The sequence below is a fragment of the Shewanella sp. SP2S2-6 genome, from assembly GCF_031931965.1.
In the GTDB taxonomy this organism is placed as follows: Bacteria; Pseudomonadota; Gammaproteobacteria; order Enterobacterales; family Shewanellaceae; genus Shewanella; species Shewanella baltica.
In genome coordinates, this window is record NZ_JAUOEQ010000008.1 from 63935 (window position 1) to 85904 (window position 21970).

Sequence of the window (21970 nt, forward strand, 5' to 3'; positions counted from 1 at the left end):
TTATGGCATCACAAGACATTATCCGCCGCTCCGGTACTTCAGCGGTGACGCCTGCGGCAAAGGGGCGTAATTCGTCAGAAAAGGTCGCCAAGCTGTTCGACGCCACTAAGTGTAATGGCTGTAAAGCCTGCCAAGTGGCGTGTTCTGAGTGGAATGATTTACGGGAAGAAGTGGGCACGTTCCAAGGTAGTTACCAAAACCCTATGTCGCTATCGGGCCAATGTTGGACCCTGATGGAGTTCCATGAGGTGATGGAAAGCAACAAGCTGCGTTGGCAATTTACCCACTCGGCCTGTATGCACTGTGCCGACCCTGCCTGCTTAACTGCCTGTTCGACCTCGGGCGCGATTATCCAGCACGCCAATGGTGTGGTGGACTTCGATTCGGACAAGTGTATCGGCTGCGGTTATTGCGCCAGTGCTTGTCCCTTCGATGTGCCCAAAATCGATCCTAAGGATAACAAGGCCTACAAGTGCACTATGTGCTCTGACCGTTTGGCCGTGGGATTGGAACCTTCCTGCGTTAAGTCCTGTACCACAGGGGCGCTGCGTTTTGGCACCCGTGAGGACATGTTGTTCTACTCGCAAAAACGGGTCGAAGAACTGAAGGAAAAGGGCTTTGCTAAGGCAGGACTTTATAACCCTGAGGGTGTAGGTGGCACGGGTATGATGATGATATTGCACGATATCAATCAGCCCGAAAGCTACAACATGCCTGATAACCCGCAGATCCCGCTGTCACTGACTCTGTGGCAAGACTGGGTCAAACCTTTAGGCACTATGGGCATTCTTGCCACTGCCGCTGTCGCTTGTCTGCATAAGATCACCGTCGGTCGCAATATAGTCGAAGAAGACCAGCCGGGTTATCAACCGCCAGAGGAAGAGGCTAAGCAGGAAGAGGAGGGCGACAAATGAGCAAGCATGATAAGCAAGAAATGATAGTGCGTCACAAGCTGTTCGATCGCATCTGTCATTGGTTCATTGTCGCAGTTGGCCTAGTCACCTTTCTCACTGGCTTCTCCTTCTTCTATCCGTCGTTTCAATGGTTGGGGGCGATAGCGGGCACACCGCAATTGGCGAAGTTTATTCACCCCATTGCGGGCTTGATGATGTGCTTACCGCTGATGTTGATGTTGGTGCGTTACTACAAACACAACAAATGGGAAAAACACGATCTCGCTTGGATGCTCGCCATCAAGGATGTGATGTTCGAGAACGAGGAGAAAATCCCGCCTATCGGCCATTACAACCCAGGGCAAAAGGTATTGTTTCGCGCCTTCGTGCTGACGTCTGTCACTTTAACCGTGACGGGGATCATCATGTGGCAACCGTATTTTGCGCCCTATTTCTCCGCCACTGTGGTGGGTTGGGCCATTCTGTTGCACGCCATTTGTGCGCTCATCATGTTGATTTTTGTGATGGTGCATTTCTGGATGGCGACGTGGGTGGAAGGGTCAGTCACGGGCATGCTTTACGGCAAGGTCTCTAAGGCTTGGTGCCGTAAGCATCATCCTGTGATGTTGGATGAACATTCGGACGTGGAGAAACATTAATGAGTCATACAGCCGAGATACCTCTGGTCCCCGGCAGCGAATCGCCGCTGGAACTAAAACCGTTAAAAGCGGCAGATCCCCAAGCTGTGTATCACAGAAGGGCGCATCGTTTGCTGTCATTGGCCAAGGACTCGCCGCTGGCTGACTACTTTGAGCTATGCCGCCGTCTGGTCTCTATACAGGCCAAATTGGCGGAGGAGGCTGACTTCGGTCAGCTTCTCGCTTGGGGGAAAGATGAGGCGACTCCGCTTTCCCGCTTGGGCTCAGAGGCAGATAGCTATTGGCAAGGACTGCTACAGCAACTGTTAAGTGATTTGTTGCCGCAGGTGGATGAGGATATGGCGCGAGTGCTGCGGTTGTTGATGCAGCAATCTCCAGAACAACTCACCTCGTGGGGCAATGCGTTGCGTCAGGGACATATGAGCGCAGTGCCTGCGCGCTTCAGTTTGTTTATCTGGGCGGCGATGGGGGTCTACTGGTCCCACTGGGCGCCTATGGTGATCAAACGAATAGACCAACGCAAGGTGGCGCAGCAGAGCCTATGTCCGATTTGCGGGTGTCATCCGGTCGCGAGCGTAATCGTGGATGAGCCGAGGGCGGGTCTGCGTTATCTGCATTGCAGTTTGTGTGAGAGCGAATGGCATTACATTCGTGCCCATTGCACTAGCTGTGGTCAGGATAAGGAGATGACCCTTTGGTCATTTGATGATGCCAATGCGCAGGTGCGTATCGAGAGCTGCGACGAATGCCATGGTTACACTAAGATGCTGTTCGTTGAAAAGTCACCGCTGATGGATGTGGCAGCTGACGACTTAGCGACCCTGATGCTCGACAGTGAGCTAAATGCCAAGGGCTTTGGGGCGACCACGGTCAATCCATTGCTGCTGGCCCACGAAACTGAGCAATAACCAAAGTCGGGAAGGGCTCTCCGAGTCCTTCCCCTTATATTTATCAAGATGATACAAATGATGACCCAAGTACCCGATACACCCCAAGCCCTGTACCGTGCGCTGCCGTCGATGGACAGTCTGCTCGCCGATGCGATATTGGCGCCCCTGCTGCAAAGCTATGGTAAAGCGGCGGTAAAAGCGGCGCTGGATAGCCAGTTACGCACGGCGCGTGAGCTGATTGCCCAGGAGCGACGTTTACCCGCTTGGTGTGCTAACCCGTCATTATTGAACGGATATTTGGTTGAACAATTGTCTAAGGACTATAGCCATAGTCTTAAGCCCGTGTGGAACCTCACGGGAACTATCCTGCATACCAATCTTGGTCGCGCCCAGCAGTCTGAGGCGGCCATTCGGGCGGTGACCTCTGTGATGCGTTACCCCACGCCGCTGGAATTTGAGTTGGCAGCGGGTGAGCGCGGCCATAGGGATAATGCCATTAGTGGGTTAATCCAGCGCTTAACAGGAGCTGAGGCCTGCTGCGTGGTGAATAACAATGCCGCCGCTGTGCTGCTGATGTTGTCGGCAGTCGCAGCGGGTAAAGAGGTGATTGTCTCCCGTGGTGAGCTGGTGGAAATTGGCGGCGCATTTCGTATCCCAGACATTATGCGTCAGGCGGGCTGCACCTTAGTCGAGGTCGGCAGCACTAATCGCACTCACCTCAAGGACTATGAGCAGGCGATCACCGAAAATACCGCCGCCATCATGAAGGTGCACACCAGCAACTACCATATCAGTGGCTTTACCGCTTCGGTGGATGAGGCCAGATTAGGCCAACTCTGCCGCGATCGTGGGGTTGCGCTGATCTCGGATCTTGGCAGTGGTTCACTCACTGACTTACGCCGTTTTGGCCTTAAACAAGAGCCGACGCCCCAAGCCATGTTGGCTGATGGGGTCGATCTGGTCAGCTTCTCCGGCGATAAACTCCTCGGCGGCCCGCAATCGGGTTTGATTGTCGGTAAGCAGGCGCTCATTAATAAGCTTCAAAGTCATCCGCTAAAGCGTGCATTGCGCTGTGACAAGTTGATTCTCGCGGCGCTCGAGGCAACGCTGATCCACTATCTCAACCCAGGAACCTTGGATCGGGAACTGCCGATTATGGCCAAATTTGCCCGTAGCCAAGCTGAGTTGCGCCAAATCGGTGAGCGTCTGCAGCGCGCCTTAGCGCCGCTGTTTGCCCCGAGCTATGGCATCGAATTAGTGGAGTGCCAAACTCAAGTCGGTAGCGGATCGCAGCCCGATACCTTTTTACCCTCAATCGCCCTGTGCTTTAACGCGCAAGAGGGTGGCAGTTTAACGCTGCTCGAGCAGCATTTTAAGCAGGCGCAGCGCCCTGTAATTGGTCGAATGGCTCAAGATCAACTTCGCCTCGACTTGCGGGGTATCGATGATGAGGCCGAATTATTGGCCGAACTCAGCACCTTAGGTGTGCAGCTATGATTATGGTCACCGCGGGGCATGTCGACCACGGCAAGAGCACGCTGATCAGTGCCTTGACGGGGATGAACACCGACAGGCTCCCCGAAGAAAAACGCCGTGGCATGACCATCGATCTCGGTTACGCTTTTATGCCTCTGCGAGATGGTACTCGTTTAGCCTTTATCGATGTGCCCGGCCATGAAAAATTTATCAATAACATGCTGGTGGGCGTGAGCCATGTGCGCCACGCGCTGCTGGTGTTGGCCTGTGACGACGGCGTGATGCCGCAAACCCGCGAGCATCTGCAAATCCTCGCGCTTTTACCGCTAAAAAGTTTGACCTTAGTGCTGACCAAGCGGGATTTGGTCGATGACCAAACCGCCGCCAAGTTGACCCTAGAGGGGACGGCGCTGCTTGCCGAATACGGGATCGAGGCCAGTGGCGTGTTTGAGGTCTGCGCTAATGATGTAGGCGATGCGGGGGTAGAAACCCTTAAACAACATATTTTAGAGATTGCCGAACAGCAATCGACCCAAGCGGAAGATGCCAGTAGCTTTAGGATGACGCTCGATCGCGCCTTTAGCGTTAAAGGCGCCGGCTGTGTGGTCACTGGCACTGTGATTAGCGGCAGTGTGTGTATCGGCGATAGCCTCTACAGTTCAGGGCAAAAGGTCAAACTACGGGTGCGCGGCATTCACTGCCAAGGGATGGAAGTCCACAGAGCCTTAAGTGGCACTCGGGTCGCGTTGAATCTTACTGGTGTTGATAACCATAGGGCGCCCGCCCGCGGCGACTGGTTAAGCAGCCTGCCACAAGCCGAGTTGTGCGCTAGACCCGTAGTACAAATTCGCAGTTTTGAACCCTTAACCCATTGGCAAAATGTTCATTGTCACCACGGCGCCGACCATACCTTGGGTCGAGTGTCACTACTCGATGAAGTCGATGAGCAGGGGTGCTATCTGGCCGAAATTGTGCTCGATAAGCCGCTGCTGCTGTGTCAGGACGATCCGATAGTGCTCAGGCATATTGGCGGCAAGCAAACCCTGGGCGCAGGGCGGGTGCTGGCAGTGAAAGTCCCCAATCGTAAGAAGCGCACGCCGGAGCGTGTCAGCAAGTTGCAACAACTGGCTCAGCTCTCCAATCCGGTGAATGTGCTGGCGTTACTCGGCCAGAGTGAGGCGCTAAGTATTGATGAAATCCGTTGGCGCTGGCAGCTAACCGATGAAGGGCTCGCAGCTATGCTGGCGCAGGCGGGGCTGACTCGTCTCGGTACCTATGGGCTATCGACTCAGCTACTTGAGCAAGAAAAACAGCAGTTTATCGAGCTGTTACGTGAGTATCACCAACAGCATCCCGACCAATTAGGGCTTGGGCGTAATCGTCTGCAACGCATGAGCCACAGCGTATTGCCTAGCGAGCTTGCCAATAAGGTACTCGATAGCCTCTGCCAAGAAGGGCCGATGGTGCTGCGCGGCGCCTTGCTGCAGTTGGCGGATCACAGGATTGTCCTCGATAGCGAGGCGCAGCAATGCTGGCAACACTTGGCCCCTTGGTTGGCGCAGCAAACCTCGCCCGCGTGGGTGACTGAAATGGGGGAATATCTCGAACTCGAGCCCGCCAAACTCAGGTTGCTGTGCTTTCAACTGGTGCAACAGGGCTTTATTACCGCGGTGGTGAAGGACAGATATCTGCTGAGTGAGCAGTTGTGCCACTACGCCAATCTGGTGCGTGAGCATGTGGTCACCCACGGCAAGCTCGAAACCGCAGAGTTTAAGGATCTGATTGGCCTTGGCCGTAAGGTCAGTATTCAGCTGTTGGAGTTTTTTGACCGCAGTGGTTTTACTCGTAGGAAGTATCGCAGTAACAGTCGGGAGATCCGGGATGGGGAGTTGTTTTATTCCAATGAGAATTGGCGGAAGAACATAGGAGTCGAACCTACCCAGGACTGCTGGCAGCCCTACCCGGATTTGAAATCCGGACGCCTCACCGGAGACGACGTTCTTCCAATAGAAGACAACTCGATAGTAGAAAATGCGTAAAGATGATTCAAGGCGATTCTTATTTAGTTTATGGGTTTGTGATACAAGTCTTAAATTGTTGTCAAACTAATTGTTTTTATTTGGTTTTGTAGTTTTTAGAGGGCGCTATGGAATATCATTCACACGCTGTGGTTACAGAGAGAAACGTAGTCCTGTTAGAGCTGGGACAGGCATCGGATTTGACCGATTATGTCGCCAACGAGGTGCGTGTGGCGCTGGTCTACAACGGCATTTCCCACACTGTGATGTTAGCCAGCCCCGAAAACCTCGAAGAGTTTGCCATTGGCTTTACCTTGTCGGAGCGGATTGTTTCCCATGTGAATGAAATTAAAGGCGTGGATCTCGAATTCACTCCCGAAGGCGTGCTTATTCAGGTGGAAATCACCCAAAGATGCTTTATGGAACTCAAGCAGCAGCGGCGCAATATGGCGGGGCGCACGGGCTGCGGATTGTGCGGTGTGGCTCAGTTGGAAGAGGCGGTAAAACCCGTTATCCGCGTAGATTCGGACGCCAGATTTAATATCGATCACCTGCAGTTTGCCCTCGAACAAGTCAAAGATAATCAACAACATTTTAAGCTCACGGGTGCAACGCATGCGGCCATGGGCTTAGATCAAGATGGACAAATCATCGCCGCCTTTGAAGACATTGGTCGGCACATTGCACTGGATAAATTAATCGGCGGATTCTCAATGTGTCAGGCACAGCGTCCTGTCGCCGTATTGCTCACCAGCCGTGCCAGTTTCGAAATGGTGCAAAAGGCCGCCAGTGCCAATATCCAAATTCTGTTTGCTATGTCCGCCGTGACTTCACTGGCGTTGGAATTAGCAGAGAAAAGCAACATCACGCTTATCGGTTTTTGCCGTAACGGCAGGGCAACGCTTTACACCCACGGTTATCGCCTGTTGGGGCAGCAGTGTGTCAGCTTAGCTAAAGCCATTTAAGCGTGAGGCCACTTGAGATTGAAGTTGTCGAACGCCTTCAATCACTCTGGCACACAGGTTATAAGCGCATTGCGCTTATTTTTTATAGTCTCGTTCATTAGGGTAATGACATGACATGGCAACAATTTAAACAAGAATATTTAGTCCGTTTTTGGGCTCCTATGCCTGCGGTTATCGCCGCCGGTATCCTTTCTACTTACTATTTTGGGTTAACTGGCACTTTTTGGGCTGTCACGGGGGAATTTACGCGCTGGGGCGGGCACTTACTGCAACTCGTAGGGGCAAATCCTGAGACTTGGGGTTATTTCAAAGTGATAGGTTTACAGGGCTCTCCCTTAGACCGCATCGACGGCATGATGATTATCGGTATGTTTGGTGGTTGTATTGCTGCTGCGCTCTGGGCCAATAACGTCAAACTGCGTATGCCACAGAGCCGTATCCGTATTGCTCAGGCGCTGATCGGCGGCATTATTGCTGGCTTTGGTGCCCGCTTGGCTATGGGCTGTAACTTAGCGGCCTTCTTCACGGGTATTCCGCAGTTCTCTTTGCATGCTTGGTTCTTTGCTCTGGCGACCGCTGCGGGCTCTTACTTTGGTGCAAGATTTACCTTACTGCCTATGTTCCGTATTCCGGTTAAGCTGAAGAAGGTGAGTAAAGCGACTTCGATTAAGCAGGATGAAAATCAGGCTCGACGTCGTTTCCGCATCGGTATGTTAGTGTTTGTCGGCATCGTCGGTTGGGGCTTATTGACTATGTTCAATGCGCCTAAACTCGGCATAGCTATGCTTTGCGGAGTCGGATTTGGTCTGTTAATTGAACGGGCACAAATCTGCTTTACCTCAGCGTTCCGCGATATGTGGATCACTGGTCGTACTCACATGGCGAAGGCCATTATCTTAGGTATGGCGGTCAGTGCGATAGGCATTTACAGCTATGTGCAACTGGGTGTGCCCCCCAAAATCATGTGGGCGGGTCCTAATGCGGTGATCGGCGGCTTGCTGTTTGGTTTTGGTATTGTGCTTGCTGGTGGTTGTGAAACGGGCTGGATGTACCGTGCAGTTGAAGGCCAAGTGCATTTCTGGTGGGTCGGTTTAGGCAACGTGTTAGGTTCGACTTTACTGGCGTATTACTGGGATGACCTAGCTCAACCTTTAGCGACCAACTGGGACAAAGTGAATTTATTAACCAGCTTTGGTGATAAAGGCGGTTTATTGCTGACCTATGTGCTGCTGGGACTTTCCTTTGGCGCTATGTTGTTATGGGAAAAACGTTTCTTTGCTCGCAAGGCGAAGCGTGATGAACAATTGCTAGCGGAGGCGGCGTAATGAATCAATATGTTCCAGATTATCAACTCGATATGGTGGGGGAACCTTGCCCTTATCCTGCAGTGGCCACCCTTGAAGCTATGCCTAAGTTAAAGCCCGGTGAAATCCTCGAGGTGATCAGTGACTGTCCGCAGTCCATCAACAATATTCCCCTCGACGCTAAAAATCATGGTTATAAAGTGTTGGAAATTGAGCAGAATGGACCAACGATCCGTTATCTGATCCAGCGTTAGCGATTGATTTTCGCTAAGGCGTAAAACTGAAAAAGGCACAAACTTATGTTTGTGCCTTTTTACTATTTCCTTTGGAAATACAATTAACTTCCTCAGGAAAAGCTTCTTTCAGTCGATGTCTAATTGAGTTAACTCAGGCTTAGCCTTGGCAATCTAGCGGCAGATATTCGTCGGGAATGTCGCTACTGCTGCATACCCAAGTGATATTGCTTTGCTCATCGACTTGTGGTGATAGATAGACTTCGTAGCCTTGATAATCACCGAGCGCTTCGCCTCCAACAAATCCGACTATGCCATCGGAATAGAGATTGAAGGTCGACAACTGCTCGTCGGTAAACCCGAGCACTTCTAACTCAGTTGGCCAAGCTTTATTACCTTGGTAGTAATGTGTTAGTACTTCCGTTATCGGAGCTAATGACTGATGCAACTGGTCAATATGTTCAATGGCGAGTGCGGCATCGGGGACTGTGGCAGGCCCTGTGTTCATTTGCGGCGCCATGATAACTGGATCGGTATAACTGCTGGCTGCACTCATCTTTTCTTGATATTGCTTGTATGCTGGCAACGCAACTGCGGCGGCAACCCCAATAATCGCAGCAAAAATAATGAGTCCACCGCCTGCTGTGCCCATGCGTGGCATAAAGAGGCTAAATACAAATGCCCATGCACTGCGTGATGGCGGCGTGTATTCAGTTCCCTGTGCTTTGGCGTCGACTCTTGCCATACGCTTAGTCAGCCAAGGATAGCTGCCGTTAAGCTCGTGCAGTGACATCCAAAAACCACTCGATTCGCGAGCTTGGCGGATATATTGATCCACATTCATACGTTTCCATTGCTCTACGCCAGCGGCTAATACGGCGACGGCATTGGTGGCAGAACGTAAGCTGTTGCAGCAACGTAACCCGTGGAGATCGCAGGTATATTCACAGGCGCGAGAATAAGCCGCACCCACTAAAGGCAACCAAGTGGCGAAGACTAAAAAGGGGGCCTTGCCAATATGATTGCGGCGAATATGGCCTAATTCGTGGCCGATATAAAAGTTAAGTGCATCTTTATCGGACTCAAGCGCATCCACAATCGATGAAAATAGCACTATATAGTTACGGCCGAGGAAGCGGGTTGCCAGCGCGTTGAGCATGCCATCGGCGGCCAACAAGTAAGCCCGTGGTGGCTCTTTCATTTCTAAACGATCGCAGCATGCTAAATATTGTTTATGTAATTCAGGGAATTGCTCTGCATTGATTTCGACAGCCGTACCTTTTAGGTAGCTGATAAAAGCGGAGTGGCTGAAGAGATAAATAATGAAAAACATCAACACATAGAGCAGGGCCATGCCCAAAGTGCCTATGATCAATGCTGCCCAAACGATTCCAGAGATAATCGCTAACAGAGTGAATAGCGATTTTTCCTTCGAATAGACAATTTCTGTCATTTGAATCGGATTATCGTTCCCTGCAGTTGCGGTAATAACTTGTTCCATGTTGATCCTTTTCCTAGTGAAGTGACAAGCGGCGTGAAAATAGTCAATTTCGCTCGAAAATTCAACCACTATCACGCGTAATGCCAAAATTAACCGTTCTGTGATTCGGTTGAATCAGCATTACGCGCAACTGACGTAGGCAGCTTGTCTCAGGATCTTGCGGCTTTTTGCTTGTTGTTCGTTGCCAAATGCGCTGGCTGTTTTCCAAAGACGGTTAAGGTGCCTTTATCGCCGTGCCCGCTTTAATGGCTGCTTGAGCGAGGCTGACAATTTGCTTCTCTGCGGTATTGGAAAGGCTTTCATGAACTTTGCTTAGCTCATCCATTTGTTGACCAAGCTTGTCCATTGATGTGCTCAGACTGTCGATCTCCGCCTGTATCTGAGGATCTTCATTATCGGTCGCAACATTGAGTAAAAGTTGCTGAGTTTGGCTGTTGATCGCATCGCCTTTTTGCTGCAGCTGTTCACCTATTGCCTGCATTTTTTCTCCCTGTTGTTGCATAGGCATGATGGCGGTTTTGATTTGCGCCACTATGGCGGGATCTGTGATCACGTAAGGCGTTCCTGCGGTTTTCACCCACAGATAATCGGCATGATAAGGATTGCCTTGGCGTTCAAGTTGCTCCCAATCGTCACTGTGACCAGCGCCAATAGTCATTTCGCCATCTTGCTGAACATAAATCCATGAGAAATCTGGCTGACTTTGGCTGAGCACTGATTGGCTGATGACTGATATGCCTCCATCGGCACTGTTGCTCGTTGTTTGGCCCTTTGTTTGAGTCGCCCAAATGGCGGTTGGGATCAGAGCGAGAATAAACAGACCGCTCATAAGTTGAGTGTGCGTATTCATAGTGCTTCCTTGTATGGCTGTGTGGATCGGCGGGTTATGCCTGAGCGCGTTAACTTGCTACCCTGCCACAGCAGAATCTGTGCCATAAAAATTTCATATTACTTATCAATCTAATAGCTATTTAAGTGTCCGACGACCACTGCCGAGATGGCGCTAGAGTGTCCGGCAATGTGTCCGAACAGGCTGGTGGACACGGGTGGCTAAGTCGACGTATTTCTTTCGCCGAGTTCGATTGTTAGCACTAGAATGAAGTGCTCGTGAGGTTGAGATAAAGGTGAATTTAATCACGATTTGTACACTATTTTGAGTGCAATTTAAGGCATGACTCTTTGAGTCAGGTTAGGTTAAGCCACTATAGGCTTAGCTATGGCAAGCGTTGAAGTAACCTACAGAAAATAAAGGAATTGAGATGGCAAAATTAATCAATAAGATGTTGAATAATCGGCTGGGCTTCACTCGGTATTGCGCCGCCGTTGTGATGGTGAGTTCGTTAAGTACAGGAGCGATGGCGGCCGATGTGCCGTCCTTTGACTGCACAAAAGTCGATGCGGGCAGTATCGAAGCTATGGTCTGTAAGGATGCGGGACTGAGCCAACTCGATAATAACTTAGCTGAGGTTTACAGCCAAGCGCTTGAAAAAGCAAAGAATGAACAGCCACCGACTTTAAAAGCGATGCAGCGTGGTTGGGTGAAAGGCCGTAATGAGTGTTGGAAGAGCGACGATAAACACGCGTGTATTGAAGCTAGCTATCAAACCCGTATTGCCGAACTGCAGGCGCAGTACCGTTTAGTCGATATGACCGGCCCAGTGTTTTATGCCTGTAACGGCAATCCTGCTAATGAAGTCGTGGTGACTTATTTTAAAACCGAACCCGCGACTCTAATTGCTGAACATGGTGATAGTACTTCATTGATGTTTGTACAACCCAGCGGCAGTGGTGCTAAGTATCAAGGCCGCAATGAAAGTCTTTGGGAACATCAAGGCGAAGCGAAAGTGGTTTGGGGCTTCGAAGCGCCAGAAATGACGTGTAAACTGGTGACCAAATAGCGTTAATTGAAGGTCGCCATGAAACAAGCCCTTGTGCATATCGCCTTGGTCGTACGAGATTACGATGAGGCGATTGATTTTTATGTGAATAAATTAAAATTCGAATTAGTCGAAGACACTTATCAAGCCGAGCAAGATAAGCGCTGGGTCGTCGTTGCGCCGCCGGGTTCTAAGGGCGCGTCTATTTTGTTAGCGCGGGCTTCTAAGCCAGAGCAGATCGATTTTATTGGTAATCAGGCGGGTGGGCGGGTGTTCTTATTCTTGAATACCGATGACTTTTGGCGTGATTATCGCCGTATGGTCGCCGATGGCGTCGAATTTGCGCGCGAGCCACAAGAGCAAGACTACGGCACAGTCGCTGTGTTTAAAGATCTCTACGGTAATTTATGGGATTTACTGCAATTGAATGATGGGCATCCTATGGCGTACAGGTTAGCGTATCAGGAGTGAGGATTAGAAATTAATACCTAGTCCAAGGTTGTACTTGATATCACGAGTAGTGTGCCAAGGTGTTTGAGTTTCATTAATATCATACTTAAACGAGAGGTAAATCTCTTGTGTAAGCAGATACTTAAGCCCTATTATTGAGTCTGAAATATAGTCAATGGTTGGCGTGTCAGGGAAAGCGATTTGGAGATCGGCATAGGTCTCCAGCACGCCATCAAACCAATACTGTTTATAGTTAATTGTGGTTGCCCAAGCATTGAGTTGATAGGTAAATATTTGACTATCTAACCAAAAGTGGTTGTAAGTGACAACAAAGTCCAGTTTATCTCGTCCTATTCCCCAAAATCGATAACCCGGTCCGAGCGCGGCGTAATAATTGCGAACGGGGAAGTCGAGTCTATCTTCTTGAAAATAATCTTCTTGACGTAATAACCAATGCTCGCTGATGAGGTAGTCAAGGCTGTAGTGAGCTTCAAGCGTATTGCGTTTAGTGGTTTTCTCTTCGGTTTCATAGCGAACCTCAGTTTTGAGGTTATGGCGCCATTGTAAGGTTTCGGCGGTAATATCGCCTTTGGCATGAAGTTTTTGGGTATTTTTAGTGTTACTGGTGACATCAATTGCGGCTTCAACACTGCCACTATAGCGCCACTCAGAGTCACTTTTTCGGTCAGAAAACACCAGATCACTAATAGGAGTTTGTCGATTATTTACCAGCACAAACCCATCGAGGTCGGAGTATTGAATGCTCACATCATGCAGGGTGCGATTAATGCTCCAATAATGATTTTGGGTGGTTTCAAAGCTTTTAATTGCACTACGTTCGATGGTTATTTTAGGGGAATAATTGGGTTTGATGATTAAGTGTTCTTCGTCAAAGTTTTTAATTTCGCCAGTGATTCTATCGCCATTTCTGAGTAACACGGTATCAGCAAGGCTTTGTCCACTTAAGCCCACCAGAAGCATGGCTATAGATAACGTAGGGTAGCGATTTGGCATTAGCGACTGGCTCAGCATAAACGGTGTCGGATATGTTGGCATTCTAGCCTATATCACAGCGAGTAAGGCAATAGTGTTAAGAGGAAGAGATGGAATTGGACATCAACGTCCAATTCCTGCTTTTACTCAAAGGATTAGCGGGAGTTAATTTCGGTGATTTTGAGGTTAATTAACTGCTTCTGCCATTGAGCTTTATCTATGCCTTCGACCCAAATCACGCTGCTTTTACGCTGCTCGCCCTTACGCAGATAGGTTTCAGGCATGCGGAAAATGGCTTCCCACACTTCGAGTTTTTCGGTTTTGAGCAAAGTACCATTATCGGCGAAGAAGCTAGCTTCAACTTCAACTAAGGTAACGTGTTCATTGCTGGTGCTGGCGAGATCGAAGCTGAGTCCGAGTTTATCGCCTTTCCATTGACCTTCGGCAAAGCTGACTTTGATGCCGTCTTTACCGGTTGAGCCTAGTAGCTCAGGTTGGGCAATTGCGGTGGCAGTCAAGGTGGTGACTGGCGCAGCCACAGTTTGAGTGGCGAGTGAAACACTTGGGACGCTGGCAATATTGCTTGAGGTGCTCACTGCCGTCGCTGCTAAGGCATTGGGCGCTGCTTTGGTTTCTGTGATCACATATTCCCAGGTAAAGTCGTCTTTGAGTCTGACTTGGGCGCCATTTTCTAGGGTGATTTGAGCTACGTCGGCGGCCATAACCGATGATGTTAGCAATAACAATGAGCTAAGTGCGCTAAGGCGTAATGAAGTTTGCATTAATTTTCTGGCTCCGATATCCGTCTGAGTCAATATTCTGCCCTAACATAAACAATTTGCCGCATATTAGTCACTGTCTAAGTCGTGTTTTGACGAATAAAGTGGATTTAGCTGGAAGATACTGACTCGAATACAGATTGAGTTCACTGAGTGTGGCACTATATTGATAGCGCGGTGACAGGACACAGTCAGATAGCGGCATTATCAATCAATTTAGCGAGAGGAGATTAAGATGCAGATTAAACATGGAATTTATGGCGTCGTTATTGGCTTGGTATTGAGCGCAGCGGCATGGGCCGATGAAGCCCCTAAAGTCGGCTGCGCGGCGAAATTAGAGGCCATCAGTGCCGAACTTGCCCAAGCCAAAGCAGCAGGTAATAAACATAAAGTCGACGGGCTCGAAAAGGCCTATAACGAAGTCTCAACCCATTGTGACGATGACAGTTTATATGCCGAGCGCGCCGCCAAAGTTGCGGCCTTAGAAGAAAAACTGACCGAGCGTCAAAACGAGTTGGCCAAAGCCATAGAAGAAGGTCGTTCTATGGATAAAATCAACAAGAAACGCAATAAGGTCGCCGAAGTGGAATTGGAGCTTGCTAAGGCGCGAGCCGAGCTAACCCAATAAGTCGCCTAGCTCAGTCGTTTGGATATGCATTAGGCTTAGCCCGCGTAACCTATGCTAAAAACTGTGGATTCTGTGCTGGAGTTGTAGCCCGCGCTCAGGATGAAATGTTCGGTAATGCGGTATCTAAGCCCAGCTTCTGCGCCCCAGCGGGTGGTTTTATCTTCATCCCACCTAGGTTTGCCATCGACAATTCTGGGTGAAATATTGTTAGTGTAAGACACTGTACTGGTATAGCCGCTGCCGCCCGCATAAAAGCTTAAGTCGGCAGTGAGGCTGTAGCTTAACCCTAAGCGAAAGAGGCTTTCTTGGCGGAAGGACTGCGCGGGCTCTGGTACGATAATGTCGGTTTCACGGCTGCGGGCATAGCCTAGGTAATATCCCCATTGCTGGTAATTATTATCGAAATGATAGGGTGCGAGTGTAATACCGTAGAGATTGTCTGCAGCGGGCACGTAATCTAGCATGAGGGCGATATAAGGCGCATTGGCGGTTTTCTCTGATTTATCTGGCATCACCAATGGCTTAGAAGTGCTATATTCGGCCGCTTGAAGCGGTTGGTATAGGCTCAATAGTCCAAAGCTAAGACAAGCGACCTTAGATGAATAACGACACATAGAATGGTTTCCTTAGAGATAGGGGAAATATTGTTCATTTTCCTTTGTGCTTGGTCAATTCAAAATGCTAAAATCTCTTTTAAAATAAGTATTTGTAAATTTATTGTGTTTGAGCATGAGTATTTTCTAGGGTGGCATTAACCGAGGTCAACTCGGCCGTTACCTTTGTATGGGTTTGTTGCGCTAGCGCCTAGGTTGGAGTGGAATTGTGGATCAGGAAATAAGGCTCGAAATTTCGGCATGGTTAGCGGGCTTTGGGATTGATAGCCAACCCTCGGACGGCATATCAACCAGCATAATGATCATTGCCTGCTTACTGCTGGCGGGTATCGCTTATCTCATTGTTCGACGTGTAGTTATACGCGCTGTCAACATGGTGATCCTGCGCTCCAAAGTCACCTGGGACGATGTGTTCATGCGTTACAAAGTGCTCGAAAAGCTGGCCATGCTAGTGCCTGCAATCGTGCTCAATCTATTAGTGCCCATCGCCTTAACCGAACATCAAATCTTAAGTAATTTAATCGACCGGTTGCTGAGTATTTGGCTGGTGGTGCTGATGATCCGCGCTATTTATGCGGGTTTAGATGCGGTCGATGAAATTTCAGATGTCAATCTGGTGAGCCGACGTTTACCCGTTAAAAGCTTTGTGCAGTTAACTAAGCTGTTCTTATTCTTTGTCGGTATTATCGTATCTATCTCCATCTTGGCCGATCAGTCGCCTGTGTACTTCCTCAGCGGCTTAGGTGTGGCGACGGGTTTTGTGATGTTAGTGTTCCGCGACACTATCTTAGGTTTCGTGGCGGGCATTCAGTTAGCGGCTAACCGTATGGTGAGCAAGGGCGACTGGATCCAGATGGACAAATACGGAGCCGACGGTGCGGTAGAAGAGGTTTCGCTGACCACAGTAAAAGTGCGCAACTGGGACAAAACCATCACTATGATCCCCGCCTATGCCTTAGTGTCGGATGCGTTTCGCAACTGGCGTGGTATGTCTGAGTCGGGTGGGCGTAGGATCAAACGCGCTGTTAATATCGACATCAACAGCATTAAGTTTTTGAGCGAGGAAGAGCACGAACGTCTCAGTAAGATCAATTGCTTAAAAGAATATTTCCCTGCCAAAATCAACGAAATCCGCGAGGCGAATGCCAGAGTCTCTGACCTTGATATGAAAGTGAATGGTCGCCATTTGACTAACGTCGGCACCTTCCGCGCTTACCTGCAGGAATACCTACAGCGTCACGATAAAGTGCACAAGGACATGACCCTAATGGTGCGTCAGCTCGCACCAACCACAGAGGGTCTACCGATCGAGATTTATATCTTCACTAACGATACTCGCTGGGCATTTTATGAAGCGATACAAGCGGATATCTTCGACCATGTTTTTGCAATATTGCCTGAGTTTGGTCTGCAGGCTTTCCAAGCGCCAACGGGTAACGATATTCGCAGCTTGAAATCGGTAAAGGTCGAGGGTTAGTCTCGACTGATCAGAATCGCGGCTAAGGTAAGAAAGACACCGCCGCTGCTTCTGTCAAACCAATGCAGCTTGTTGCTCGCCTTTAGGCTGGGCGCAAGCACATTGGCCATGCTGGCGTAAATCATCACAAAGCTAAAATCCACTATTGCCCAAGTGGCTGCCAGTATCATAAGTTGCGGTAATTGCGGCGCGGCAAGATCGATAAATTGCGGAAACAGCGCGGCAAAAAACAGTAAATCCTTGGGATTACTGATCCCCACTAGAAACGCCTGCTGATAAAGTTGTCTTGGCGTGCCTTTGCCTTTTGATTGGCCGATCTCAAGGGGTTGAACTTGGTTCTTAGTCAACAACAACTTGATGCCTAAAAACACTAAATAGGCTGCGCCACACCATTTTAGCAAGGTAAAACCGTATTCTGAGGTGCTGATAATGGCGCCTAATCCCGCCGCTGACGCCATCATCAAGACTAAAGCGGCACTCACACTGCCAAGGCCTGTGGCTATGCTGCGCATCTTGCCGAAATGGATCCCGTGGGACATAGACAACATAGCGATGGGGCCGGGTGAGATCCCAATCAATACAATGGCCAAGAGATAGAGTAACCAAGTTTCGGGTTGCATGTGTGCCGCTCTAAATAGGGGGAAAGATTAATGTTTCGCACTCGCCACAAAATCAGGGATCACCTTAGGATGACGGCCTTTAATGGTGCGATAGAAGCTCAAAATCTCGTGCATGTCGGTCGCGATATCACCACTGGGTTGCAGTGGCGTGCGGATAACGACAGTGCGGCGGCTAAAGTCTAAGCCAACGGGAGTGATAGGCACGTGAGCCTTGCAGGCTATATGGTAGAAGCCGCATTTCCAGCGTGTTACTGGGCTGCGGGTGCCTTCGGGCGCCAACGCTAGCTTATAATCGGTTTTCGACTCAAACAGCTGCACAGCAGCATCGACTAAGTTATTGTTTTTGCGCCTATCCACCGGGTTGCCGCCAATCGCGCGGAAGAACCAGCCCCAAGGCGGGATAAAGAGTTGGTGTTTACCGAGAAAGTGAATTCGAGTGCCAAGCGCCCCACGGGCTAAGATACCCACGATGAAGTCCCAGTTACTGGTATGCGGCGCGACTATGATGATGTATTTAGCGCTGTCGGGCAGTTGGCCTTCTATCTGCCAGCCTGAAAGCTTAAGTAGCCAACGGCAAAGTGGTGTAAACATAGTTCGGTGCCCAGAGTCGAAAAATTAATAATATCATCAGCTTTTTTAGATTTTAAATTGGCTTAAGCAAGATAGTCTGTGCTGAATTCGCTATAGTACAGTTTAACCTGATTGTGGGGGAACAATACTATGTTGAAAAATGGACTATTAAACAAGGCTAGCTGGCAGCGTGTTTTTGCGACACTTTTATTCTTAGTGACTTGCCATGTGAGTGCGGTGCCGACGGATGAAATTACGCAGATGCTCAAAGGCCAAGAAGACGCCTGGAATCGCGGCGATCTCGATGCTTATATGCAAGGTTACTGGAAGAGTGAGCAATTGCGTTTTGTTTCTAACGGTAAGTTTCGTTACGGCTGGGAGGAAACCCTTGCCGCTTATAAGAAAAATTACCCCAATAAAGAAGCGCTTGGTGAGCTGAAGTTCACGATAAAAGAAATCAAAATGCTCAGCAATTACGCCGCTATGGTCGTTGGGCGCTGGGATTTACGGCGGATAAAAGATGCCCCAACGGGCGTGTTTACCCTGTTGATTGAGAAAATTGACGACCGCTGGGTGATCACTATGGATCACAGTTCGGACTAAGTCGCAGTTTTAATTGAACAACAGCGCTGACTAAAGTGCGCGTTTAACTCAGCACAGAAGGTGAGCTTTACGATAGTAAACAGTCTGGCTTAGCGGGTGGCTCGGCGGGCAGGGTTAAATGGAAATCCTGCTGTCCGAGCTGTCTACCTTTACCGTCGTATCTCACTTCGGTGAAATGCATGCCGCCCTCAGTATCCTCAAGTAGAATGCTGGTGGAGCGCGTACCATAGTCGGGGTGACGAATATAAATTGCGGCTAAGCGCCGTTCCCACTCTATCCCCACTCCCGTGTTCGGCAATTCATTATCTTGTGGTTGAGAGTCGTCTTTCATCAGCTGTAACAGCGCTTGCACTTCTAGGTTGTCTGACTGATTGATCACGGCTTCTAGCGCTTGTTGTCCCTTCGCCATTTTCGGCCAAATATCATCGAGTGCGCCATTGCTAATGGCATGAAATCCATCGGCGAGTTTAACTGTGTCTTTATTGATGCTGTTAAAACAATATAAGTCAGTACCTTGGCCGAAGATGAGATTGAATGGTTGATAATTGTCACTGTGCTCAACGAGCCAATTTGGGCACACGAGCGACCCAGAGTTGAGTGTCATAGTGATGAGTTCACCACGACTACGCATGGCTTCTGGGGGCTTTTGCGGTACGCGTAAATTCGTCACAGCGGCGACTTGTCCCTGCTTATTCACCCCAAACCAAGTGCCGCCCGCCTGCAGATCTTTTCCTGCGAGTATGTTTTCTTCCGGTGGCCAAAAGTGTGCTGGTGCGGTCGGTCTATGGTGAAACTCATCACGGTTGGCACAGATGATTAAGGGATACTTAGGATGGGCATTAATGGCGACAAAGAGTATGCACATAGCAGGCTAAATTAATCCAAAGGTAGATTAACTTAGCCTGTCTGCTCACAAATGAACAGTGTTAGTGGTGCGAGTGCTTATCCGCTTTTGCTTTTTCGTGTGTATGTTCATCGGAATGATCATGGGCACTAGGTATTTCAGTCGTGCTTTGAACAGATGCGTGCGAAGCGCTAGGTTCATGGCTATGTGCATGTTCGTGGGAATGTCCATGCGCGTGTGAATGACTATGCGAGTTCGCTACCGGTTTGCTCAGCATTAAGCGGCGTAAAAATTTACGTGGGCCTAAGCGTAGTAAGCTGGCGGCAAATAATCCCGACAGGATCAGCAGCGCGATTAAGTTCACCACTTCCGGTAAAGTGAACAGCGAGAACCACAGTGGTAGACGCAGTGCAGCGACTAAACTCAGCGCAATAATACTCAGTAATATTGCCCTTTGTGGCCATGTCATTAACTTAAGCTGCGCTATGTTAAGCACTGGTGCGGCAATCAGCGGCATGATAATCGCGATAGGGCTCCAGCCACTATAGGCCAGTGCAAGAGCCAGCACCGCTGCGCCTAAGTTGCAGAAACGCATAGGTAAAAATACGAGTAACAGCACTATAACCTGCAGCAGCGGATTGCTTAATGGCACCGAAGGATGGCCGATTAAATTCACTAGGACTAGGCTGAGTAAAATCCACGGTGCGCTGCGATCGACTAAATGTGCAAAGCCGAAACGCAGGGCATTGCTAGGTAATTTAGTGTGTGGATCGGTAATAGTGACGTTAGCGTGGCTTAAATAAGCGCTAAGAATAAAGACCACAAGTAACTGGAATAACGCTATCCAAGGACCGAGTAACAGGGCGGTGATCACTAAGGCTTCTGGCCCCGCTAAGCGTTGAAACCAGCGGCGGGCTAAGCTGCTATCCTGCGGTGTTAAACCGAACTTGAAGCGCAGCGCAGCCGCACCATAGCTCAGCAGTAATATGGGCGCGAGTGTCAGTAGCCAAGTCATTAATTGTTCTGTGCTGTGATCATGGTGGGCATGTTCGTGGCCGCCAGAATCCATCAAGAGCAGCATCACGAGCAAGCCTATGCCGAGCAAACTGCCGATACCCGCTTGGTACTCGTATTTGCCTTGCTTGTCGGTATCGTGCTGGCCGTGGGGTTGATGTAGCACCACATGCAAAATAGAACCGGTAACAAAGGCTTGTAAATAAACGGTATTTTCTAAACTGAGCTGAGTGATTAATTGCTCGCCTGCAAAGTAACCTACACCCGTAAGCAGCATCATAGCGACCAGCACTAAGCTAGCCCAGCGGGTGCCGACTTGAGGTTTGAGTAACCACCAAATGGCAAGGCCGACGGGGAGGCGATGCATAATGACCCCGAGTGCGAGTAAAATCGAATTGCCATCTTGCTGCGCCAATACCATAGCGCCACCGTCTGTGATGGTGTGCAGTAGCAAGCCACCGATCCCTAGGGACAAGGTGAGATTATGGGTGATTTCTGAATAACGGTGGAATAGGCGTTCGCTGGCGGTCGGTCCCCAGATACCTAGGAATACAAAAACAACGGCTAACAAACCGCCATGCTGCAGCAGCTCTGGCAAGATGTGGATCAACACTAATCCGCTTAATGAGACGAATATAAAGCCATCGAGCCCCTTCTGTAATCCGCTGCCCGATGAAAAGTAGCGATAAAACAGTGGCCCAATTAAGAGTGCGATACAACTAGCAAGAAGATAGAGCATGGATTCCACGGAAATTTGCTGAAAAAACGCCATAGTATACCAGCTGTAAGTCAAAGTGAGCAGTGACTTGCTGGCAATTTACCAAACTGACATTTTGCGCTGGGATTTTCGGGGGCGAATTTTATTCACTTTAGCCATTTAGCGGAGAAATTTTCAGATCTAAGACGAGAAAAGGTTATACAATATGGGCTTATGTTGGCTTGGGTGTTGATACGTTAAATGGATATATTTTCTGCTGCGGTAATGTTGTTTTTGATCATGGACCCTCTGGGGAATTTGCCGATTTTTGCGTCGATTCTACGGCATATCGATCCTAAGAAACGCCGTAAGGTATTGATCCGCGAGTTACTCTTCGCCTTAGTGATCATGCTGTCTTTCCTTTATGCGGGTGAGGCTATCTTAAGTTTCTTAAATCTTCGCTCTGAGTCTGTGAGTATTGCAGGCGGGATTATTCTGTTTCTTATCGCGATTAAAATGATTTTCCCTCAACCCGGTGGTGTCGTTGGATTAGCCGCGGGAGAAGAGCCATTTATCGTACCTATGGCCATTCCCTTGATGGCAGGTCCATCGATTCTTGCCGCTTTGATTCTACTGGCGCATACCGATAGCTCACGCATGGGCGATTGGACCATAGCATTAGTGTCTGCTTGGGGGGCAAGCGCAGTGATCTTAATGTTTTATAAACTCTTCACCCGTGTGCTGGGTGAAAAAGGCCTCACTGCGGTTGAGCGTTTGATGGGCATGGTATTGGTCATGATCTCAGTACAAATGTTCCTCGACGGTATTTCAAATTATCTAAAAACCGCCGGCTAAATTTATCTCG

22 protein-coding genes, 1 tRNA gene and 1 pseudogene are annotated in these 21970 nt (G+C 49.4%); 14 read left to right on the top strand and 10 right to left on the bottom strand.

The features are described from left to right. Positions 1-2 precede the first annotated feature (2 nt). From fdxH to selB, 5 genes and pseudogenes are all read left to right on the top strand, one after another. Positions 3-914, top strand: a complete 912-nt coding sequence (gene fdxH, locus Q4Q57_RS08305; RefSeq protein ID WP_310188505.1) for a formate dehydrogenase subunit beta — start codon at positions 3-5, stop codon at positions 912-914. Beyond that, complete coding sequence (locus Q4Q57_RS08310) at positions 911-1552, top strand: formate dehydrogenase subunit gamma (protein WP_311890534.1); 642 nt, start codon at positions 911-913, stop codon at positions 1550-1552. The genes fdxH and Q4Q57_RS08310 overlap by 4 nt, the downstream gene beginning before the upstream one ends. Further along, positions 1552-2460 (top strand): formate dehydrogenase accessory protein FdhE, encoded by a 909-nt coding sequence (gene fdhE, locus Q4Q57_RS08315; protein WP_311890535.1) that lies wholly within the window; start codon positions 1552-1554, stop codon positions 2458-2460. The genes Q4Q57_RS08310 and fdhE overlap by 1 nt, the downstream gene beginning before the upstream one ends. 57 nt (positions 2461-2517) lie before the next feature. Next, a complete protein-coding gene (selA, locus tag Q4Q57_RS08320; protein WP_311890536.1) occupies positions 2518-3939 on the top strand; it encodes an L-seryl-tRNA(Sec) selenium transferase in 1422 nt (473 codons plus the stop codon). A gap of 2 nt (positions 3940-3941) precedes the next feature. Then, a pseudogene (gene selB, locus Q4Q57_RS22095) lies at positions 3942-5735 on the top strand (selenocysteine-specific translation elongation factor); the annotation flags it as partial. A gap of 93 nt (positions 5736-5828) precedes the next feature. On the opposite strand, the gene Q4Q57_RS08330 reads toward selB, so the two are convergent. Next, positions 5829-5923: transfer RNA gene (locus Q4Q57_RS08330), tRNA-Sec, on the bottom strand. A gap of 141 nt (positions 5924-6064) precedes the next feature. Between Q4Q57_RS08330 and fdhD the strand changes: the two genes are divergently transcribed. From fdhD to yedF, 3 genes are all read left to right on the top strand, one after another. After that, on the top strand, positions 6065-6901 hold the full coding sequence (fdhD, locus tag Q4Q57_RS08335; RefSeq protein WP_259544549.1) for a formate dehydrogenase accessory sulfurtransferase FdhD: 837 nt from the start codon (positions 6065-6067) through the stop codon (positions 6899-6901). 110 nt (positions 6902-7011) lie between these two features. Continuing rightward, positions 7012-8226 carry a selenium metabolism membrane protein YedE/FdhT gene (gene yedE / locus Q4Q57_RS08340; RefSeq protein WP_311890538.1) on the top strand — a complete coding sequence of 405 codons (1215 nt, stop codon included), beginning with the start codon at positions 7012-7014 and terminating at the stop codon, positions 8224-8226. Next, positions 8226-8459: a sulfurtransferase-like selenium metabolism protein YedF gene (yedF, locus tag Q4Q57_RS08345; RefSeq protein WP_006084883.1), complete on the top strand. Its 234-nt coding sequence runs from the start codon at positions 8226-8228 to the stop codon at positions 8457-8459. Before yedE ends, yedF begins: the two co-directional genes overlap by 1 nt. Before the next feature lie 139 nt (positions 8460-8598). Here the strand turns inward: yedF and Q4Q57_RS08350 are convergent, their stop codons facing one another. Together Q4Q57_RS08350 and Q4Q57_RS08355 are read right to left on the bottom strand one after the other, a co-directional pair. After that, positions 8599-9939: a M48 family metallopeptidase gene (locus Q4Q57_RS08350; RefSeq protein ID WP_311890539.1), complete on the bottom strand. Its 1341-nt coding sequence runs from the start codon at positions 9937-9939 to the stop codon at positions 8599-8601. A gap of 214 nt (positions 9940-10153) precedes the next feature. Continuing rightward, complete coding sequence (locus Q4Q57_RS08355; protein ID WP_311890540.1) at positions 10154-10789, bottom strand: hypothetical protein; 636 nt, start codon at positions 10787-10789, stop codon at positions 10154-10156. 409 nt (positions 10790-11198) lie between these two features. Between Q4Q57_RS08355 and Q4Q57_RS08360 the strand changes: the two genes are divergently transcribed. Beyond that, a complete protein-coding gene (locus Q4Q57_RS08360; protein WP_011982062.1) occupies positions 11199-11837 on the top strand; it encodes an MliC family protein in 639 nt (212 codons plus the stop codon). 18 nt (positions 11838-11855) lie between these two features. Next, positions 11856-12287, top strand: coding sequence for a VOC family protein (locus tag Q4Q57_RS08365; RefSeq protein WP_311890541.1), 432 nt, complete (start codon positions 11856-11858; stop codon positions 12285-12287). Between the two features lie 3 nt (positions 12288-12290). Here Q4Q57_RS08365 and Q4Q57_RS08370 read toward each other — a convergent pair whose 3' ends face one another. Both Q4Q57_RS08370 and Q4Q57_RS08375 read right to left on the bottom strand, forming a co-directional pair. Continuing rightward, positions 12291-13322, bottom strand: coding sequence for a DUF481 domain-containing protein (locus Q4Q57_RS08370; RefSeq protein ID WP_311890542.1), 1032 nt, complete (start codon positions 13320-13322; stop codon positions 12291-12293). Positions 13323-13414: 92 nt separating this feature from the next. Continuing rightward, complete coding sequence (locus Q4Q57_RS08375) at positions 13415-14041, bottom strand: DUF3157 family protein (RefSeq protein WP_311890543.1); 627 nt, start codon at positions 14039-14041, stop codon at positions 13415-13417. Positions 14042-14273: 232 nt separating this feature from the next. Here Q4Q57_RS08375 and Q4Q57_RS08380 point away from each other — a divergent pair, with 232 nt between their 5' ends. After that, a complete protein-coding gene (locus Q4Q57_RS08380) occupies positions 14274-14666 on the top strand; it encodes a DUF1090 domain-containing protein (protein WP_311890544.1) in 393 nt (130 codons plus the stop codon). A 35-nt stretch (positions 14667-14701) separates the two neighbouring features. Here Q4Q57_RS08380 and Q4Q57_RS08385 read toward each other — a convergent pair whose 3' ends face one another. Then, on the bottom strand, positions 14702-15280 hold the full coding sequence (locus tag Q4Q57_RS08385; RefSeq protein ID WP_311890545.1) for a TonB-dependent receptor: 579 nt from the start codon (positions 15278-15280) through the stop codon (positions 14702-14704). A gap of 208 nt (positions 15281-15488) precedes the next feature. Here Q4Q57_RS08385 and Q4Q57_RS08390 point away from each other — a divergent pair, with 208 nt between their 5' ends. Beyond that, positions 15489-16757 carry a mechanosensitive ion channel family protein gene (locus tag Q4Q57_RS08390; RefSeq protein ID WP_106648587.1) on the top strand — a complete coding sequence of 423 codons (1269 nt, stop codon included), beginning with the start codon at positions 15489-15491 and terminating at the stop codon, positions 16755-16757. On the opposite strand, the gene Q4Q57_RS08395 is transcribed toward Q4Q57_RS08390, so the two are convergent. Next, entirely contained in the window at positions 16754-17377 is a 624-nt protein-coding gene (locus tag Q4Q57_RS08395; RefSeq protein WP_259544538.1) for a LysE family translocator, read from the bottom strand. The genes Q4Q57_RS08390 and Q4Q57_RS08395 overlap by 4 nt on opposite strands. Positions 17378-17404: 27 nt before the next feature. Continuing rightward, the gene (locus tag Q4Q57_RS08400; protein WP_311890546.1) at positions 17405-17968 is read right to left on the bottom strand and encodes a lysophospholipid acyltransferase family protein; all 564 of its coding nucleotides are present in this window, start codon (positions 17966-17968) and stop codon (positions 17405-17407) included. A gap of 129 nt (positions 17969-18097) precedes the next feature. Here Q4Q57_RS08400 and Q4Q57_RS08405 point away from each other — a divergent pair, with 129 nt between their 5' ends. Then, positions 18098-18550: a nuclear transport factor 2 family protein gene (locus tag Q4Q57_RS08405; RefSeq protein WP_311890547.1), complete on the top strand. Its 453-nt coding sequence runs from the start codon at positions 18098-18100 to the stop codon at positions 18548-18550. Positions 18551-18617: 67 nt separating this feature from the next. On the opposite strand, the gene Q4Q57_RS08410 is transcribed toward Q4Q57_RS08405, so the two are convergent. Together Q4Q57_RS08410 and Q4Q57_RS08415 are read right to left on the bottom strand one after the other, a co-directional pair. Next, positions 18618-19415 (bottom strand): NRDE family protein, encoded by a 798-nt coding sequence (locus tag Q4Q57_RS08410; protein WP_311890548.1) that lies wholly within the window; start codon positions 19413-19415, stop codon positions 18618-18620. 61 nt (positions 19416-19476) lie between these two features. Beyond that, positions 19477-21147, bottom strand: coding sequence for a metal transporter (locus Q4Q57_RS08415; protein ID WP_311890585.1), 1671 nt, complete (start codon positions 21145-21147; stop codon positions 19477-19479). A gap of 219 nt (positions 21148-21366) precedes the next feature. Between Q4Q57_RS08415 and Q4Q57_RS08420 the strand changes: the two genes are divergently transcribed. Continuing rightward, on the top strand, positions 21367-21960 hold the full coding sequence (locus tag Q4Q57_RS08420; protein ID WP_011848195.1) for a YhgN family NAAT transporter: 594 nt from the start codon (positions 21367-21369) through the stop codon (positions 21958-21960). Positions 21961-21970: the final 10 nt, after the last annotated feature.

Coding starts and splice junctions, on each gene's coding strand:
- fdxH (WP_310188505.1), top strand. CDS start 3: ATGGCATCACAAGACATTATCCGCCGCTCCGGTACTTCAGCGGTGACG.
- Q4Q57_RS08400 (WP_311890546.1), bottom strand. CDS start 17,968: ATGTTTACACCACTTTGCCGTTGGCTACTTAAGCTTTCAGGCTGGCAG.
- Q4Q57_RS08420 (WP_011848195.1), top strand. CDS start 21,367: ATGGATATATTTTCTGCTGCGGTAATGTTGTTTTTGATCATGGACCCT.
- Q4Q57_RS08410 (WP_311890548.1), bottom strand. CDS start 19,415: ATGTGCATACTCTTTGTCGCCATTAATGCCCATCCTAAGTATCCCTTA.
- yedF (WP_006084883.1), top strand. CDS start 8,226: ATGAATCAATATGTTCCAGATTATCAACTCGATATGGTGGGGGAACCT.
- Q4Q57_RS08360 (WP_011982062.1), top strand. CDS start 11,199: ATGGCAAAATTAATCAATAAGATGTTGAATAATCGGCTGGGCTTCACT.
- Q4Q57_RS08365 (WP_311890541.1), top strand. CDS start 11,856: ATGAAACAAGCCCTTGTGCATATCGCCTTGGTCGTACGAGATTACGAT.
- Q4Q57_RS08415 (WP_311890585.1), bottom strand. CDS start 21,147: ATGCTCTATCTTCTTGCTAGTTGTATCGCACTCTTAATTGGGCCACTG.
- Q4Q57_RS08370 (WP_311890542.1), bottom strand. CDS start 13,322: ATGCCAACATATCCGACACCGTTTATGCTGAGCCAGTCGCTAATGCCA.
- Q4Q57_RS08350 (WP_311890539.1), bottom strand. CDS start 9,939: ATGGAACAAGTTATTACCGCAACTGCAGGGAACGATAATCCGATTCAA.
- Q4Q57_RS08380 (WP_311890544.1), top strand. CDS start 14,274: ATGCAGATTAAACATGGAATTTATGGCGTCGTTATTGGCTTGGTATTG.
- yedE (WP_311890538.1), top strand. CDS start 7,012: ATGACATGGCAACAATTTAAACAAGAATATTTAGTCCGTTTTTGGGCT.
- Q4Q57_RS08395 (WP_259544538.1), bottom strand. CDS start 17,377: ATGCAACCCGAAACTTGGTTACTCTATCTCTTGGCCATTGTATTGATT.
- Q4Q57_RS08385 (WP_311890545.1), bottom strand. CDS start 15,280: ATGTGTCGTTATTCATCTAAGGTCGCTTGTCTTAGCTTTGGACTATTG.
- Q4Q57_RS08405 (WP_311890547.1), top strand. CDS start 18,098: ATGTTGAAAAATGGACTATTAAACAAGGCTAGCTGGCAGCGTGTTTTT.
- fdhD (WP_259544549.1), top strand. CDS start 6,065: ATGGAATATCATTCACACGCTGTGGTTACAGAGAGAAACGTAGTCCTG.
- Q4Q57_RS08355 (WP_311890540.1), bottom strand. CDS start 10,789: ATGAATACGCACACTCAACTTATGAGCGGTCTGTTTATTCTCGCTCTG.
- fdhE (WP_311890535.1), top strand. CDS start 1,552: ATGAGTCATACAGCCGAGATACCTCTGGTCCCCGGCAGCGAATCGCCG.
- Q4Q57_RS08310 (WP_311890534.1), top strand. CDS start 911: ATGAGCAAGCATGATAAGCAAGAAATGATAGTGCGTCACAAGCTGTTC.
- selA (WP_311890536.1), top strand. CDS start 2,518: ATGATGACCCAAGTACCCGATACACCCCAAGCCCTGTACCGTGCGCTG.
- Q4Q57_RS08375 (WP_311890543.1), bottom strand. CDS start 14,041: ATGCAAACTTCATTACGCCTTAGCGCACTTAGCTCATTGTTATTGCTA.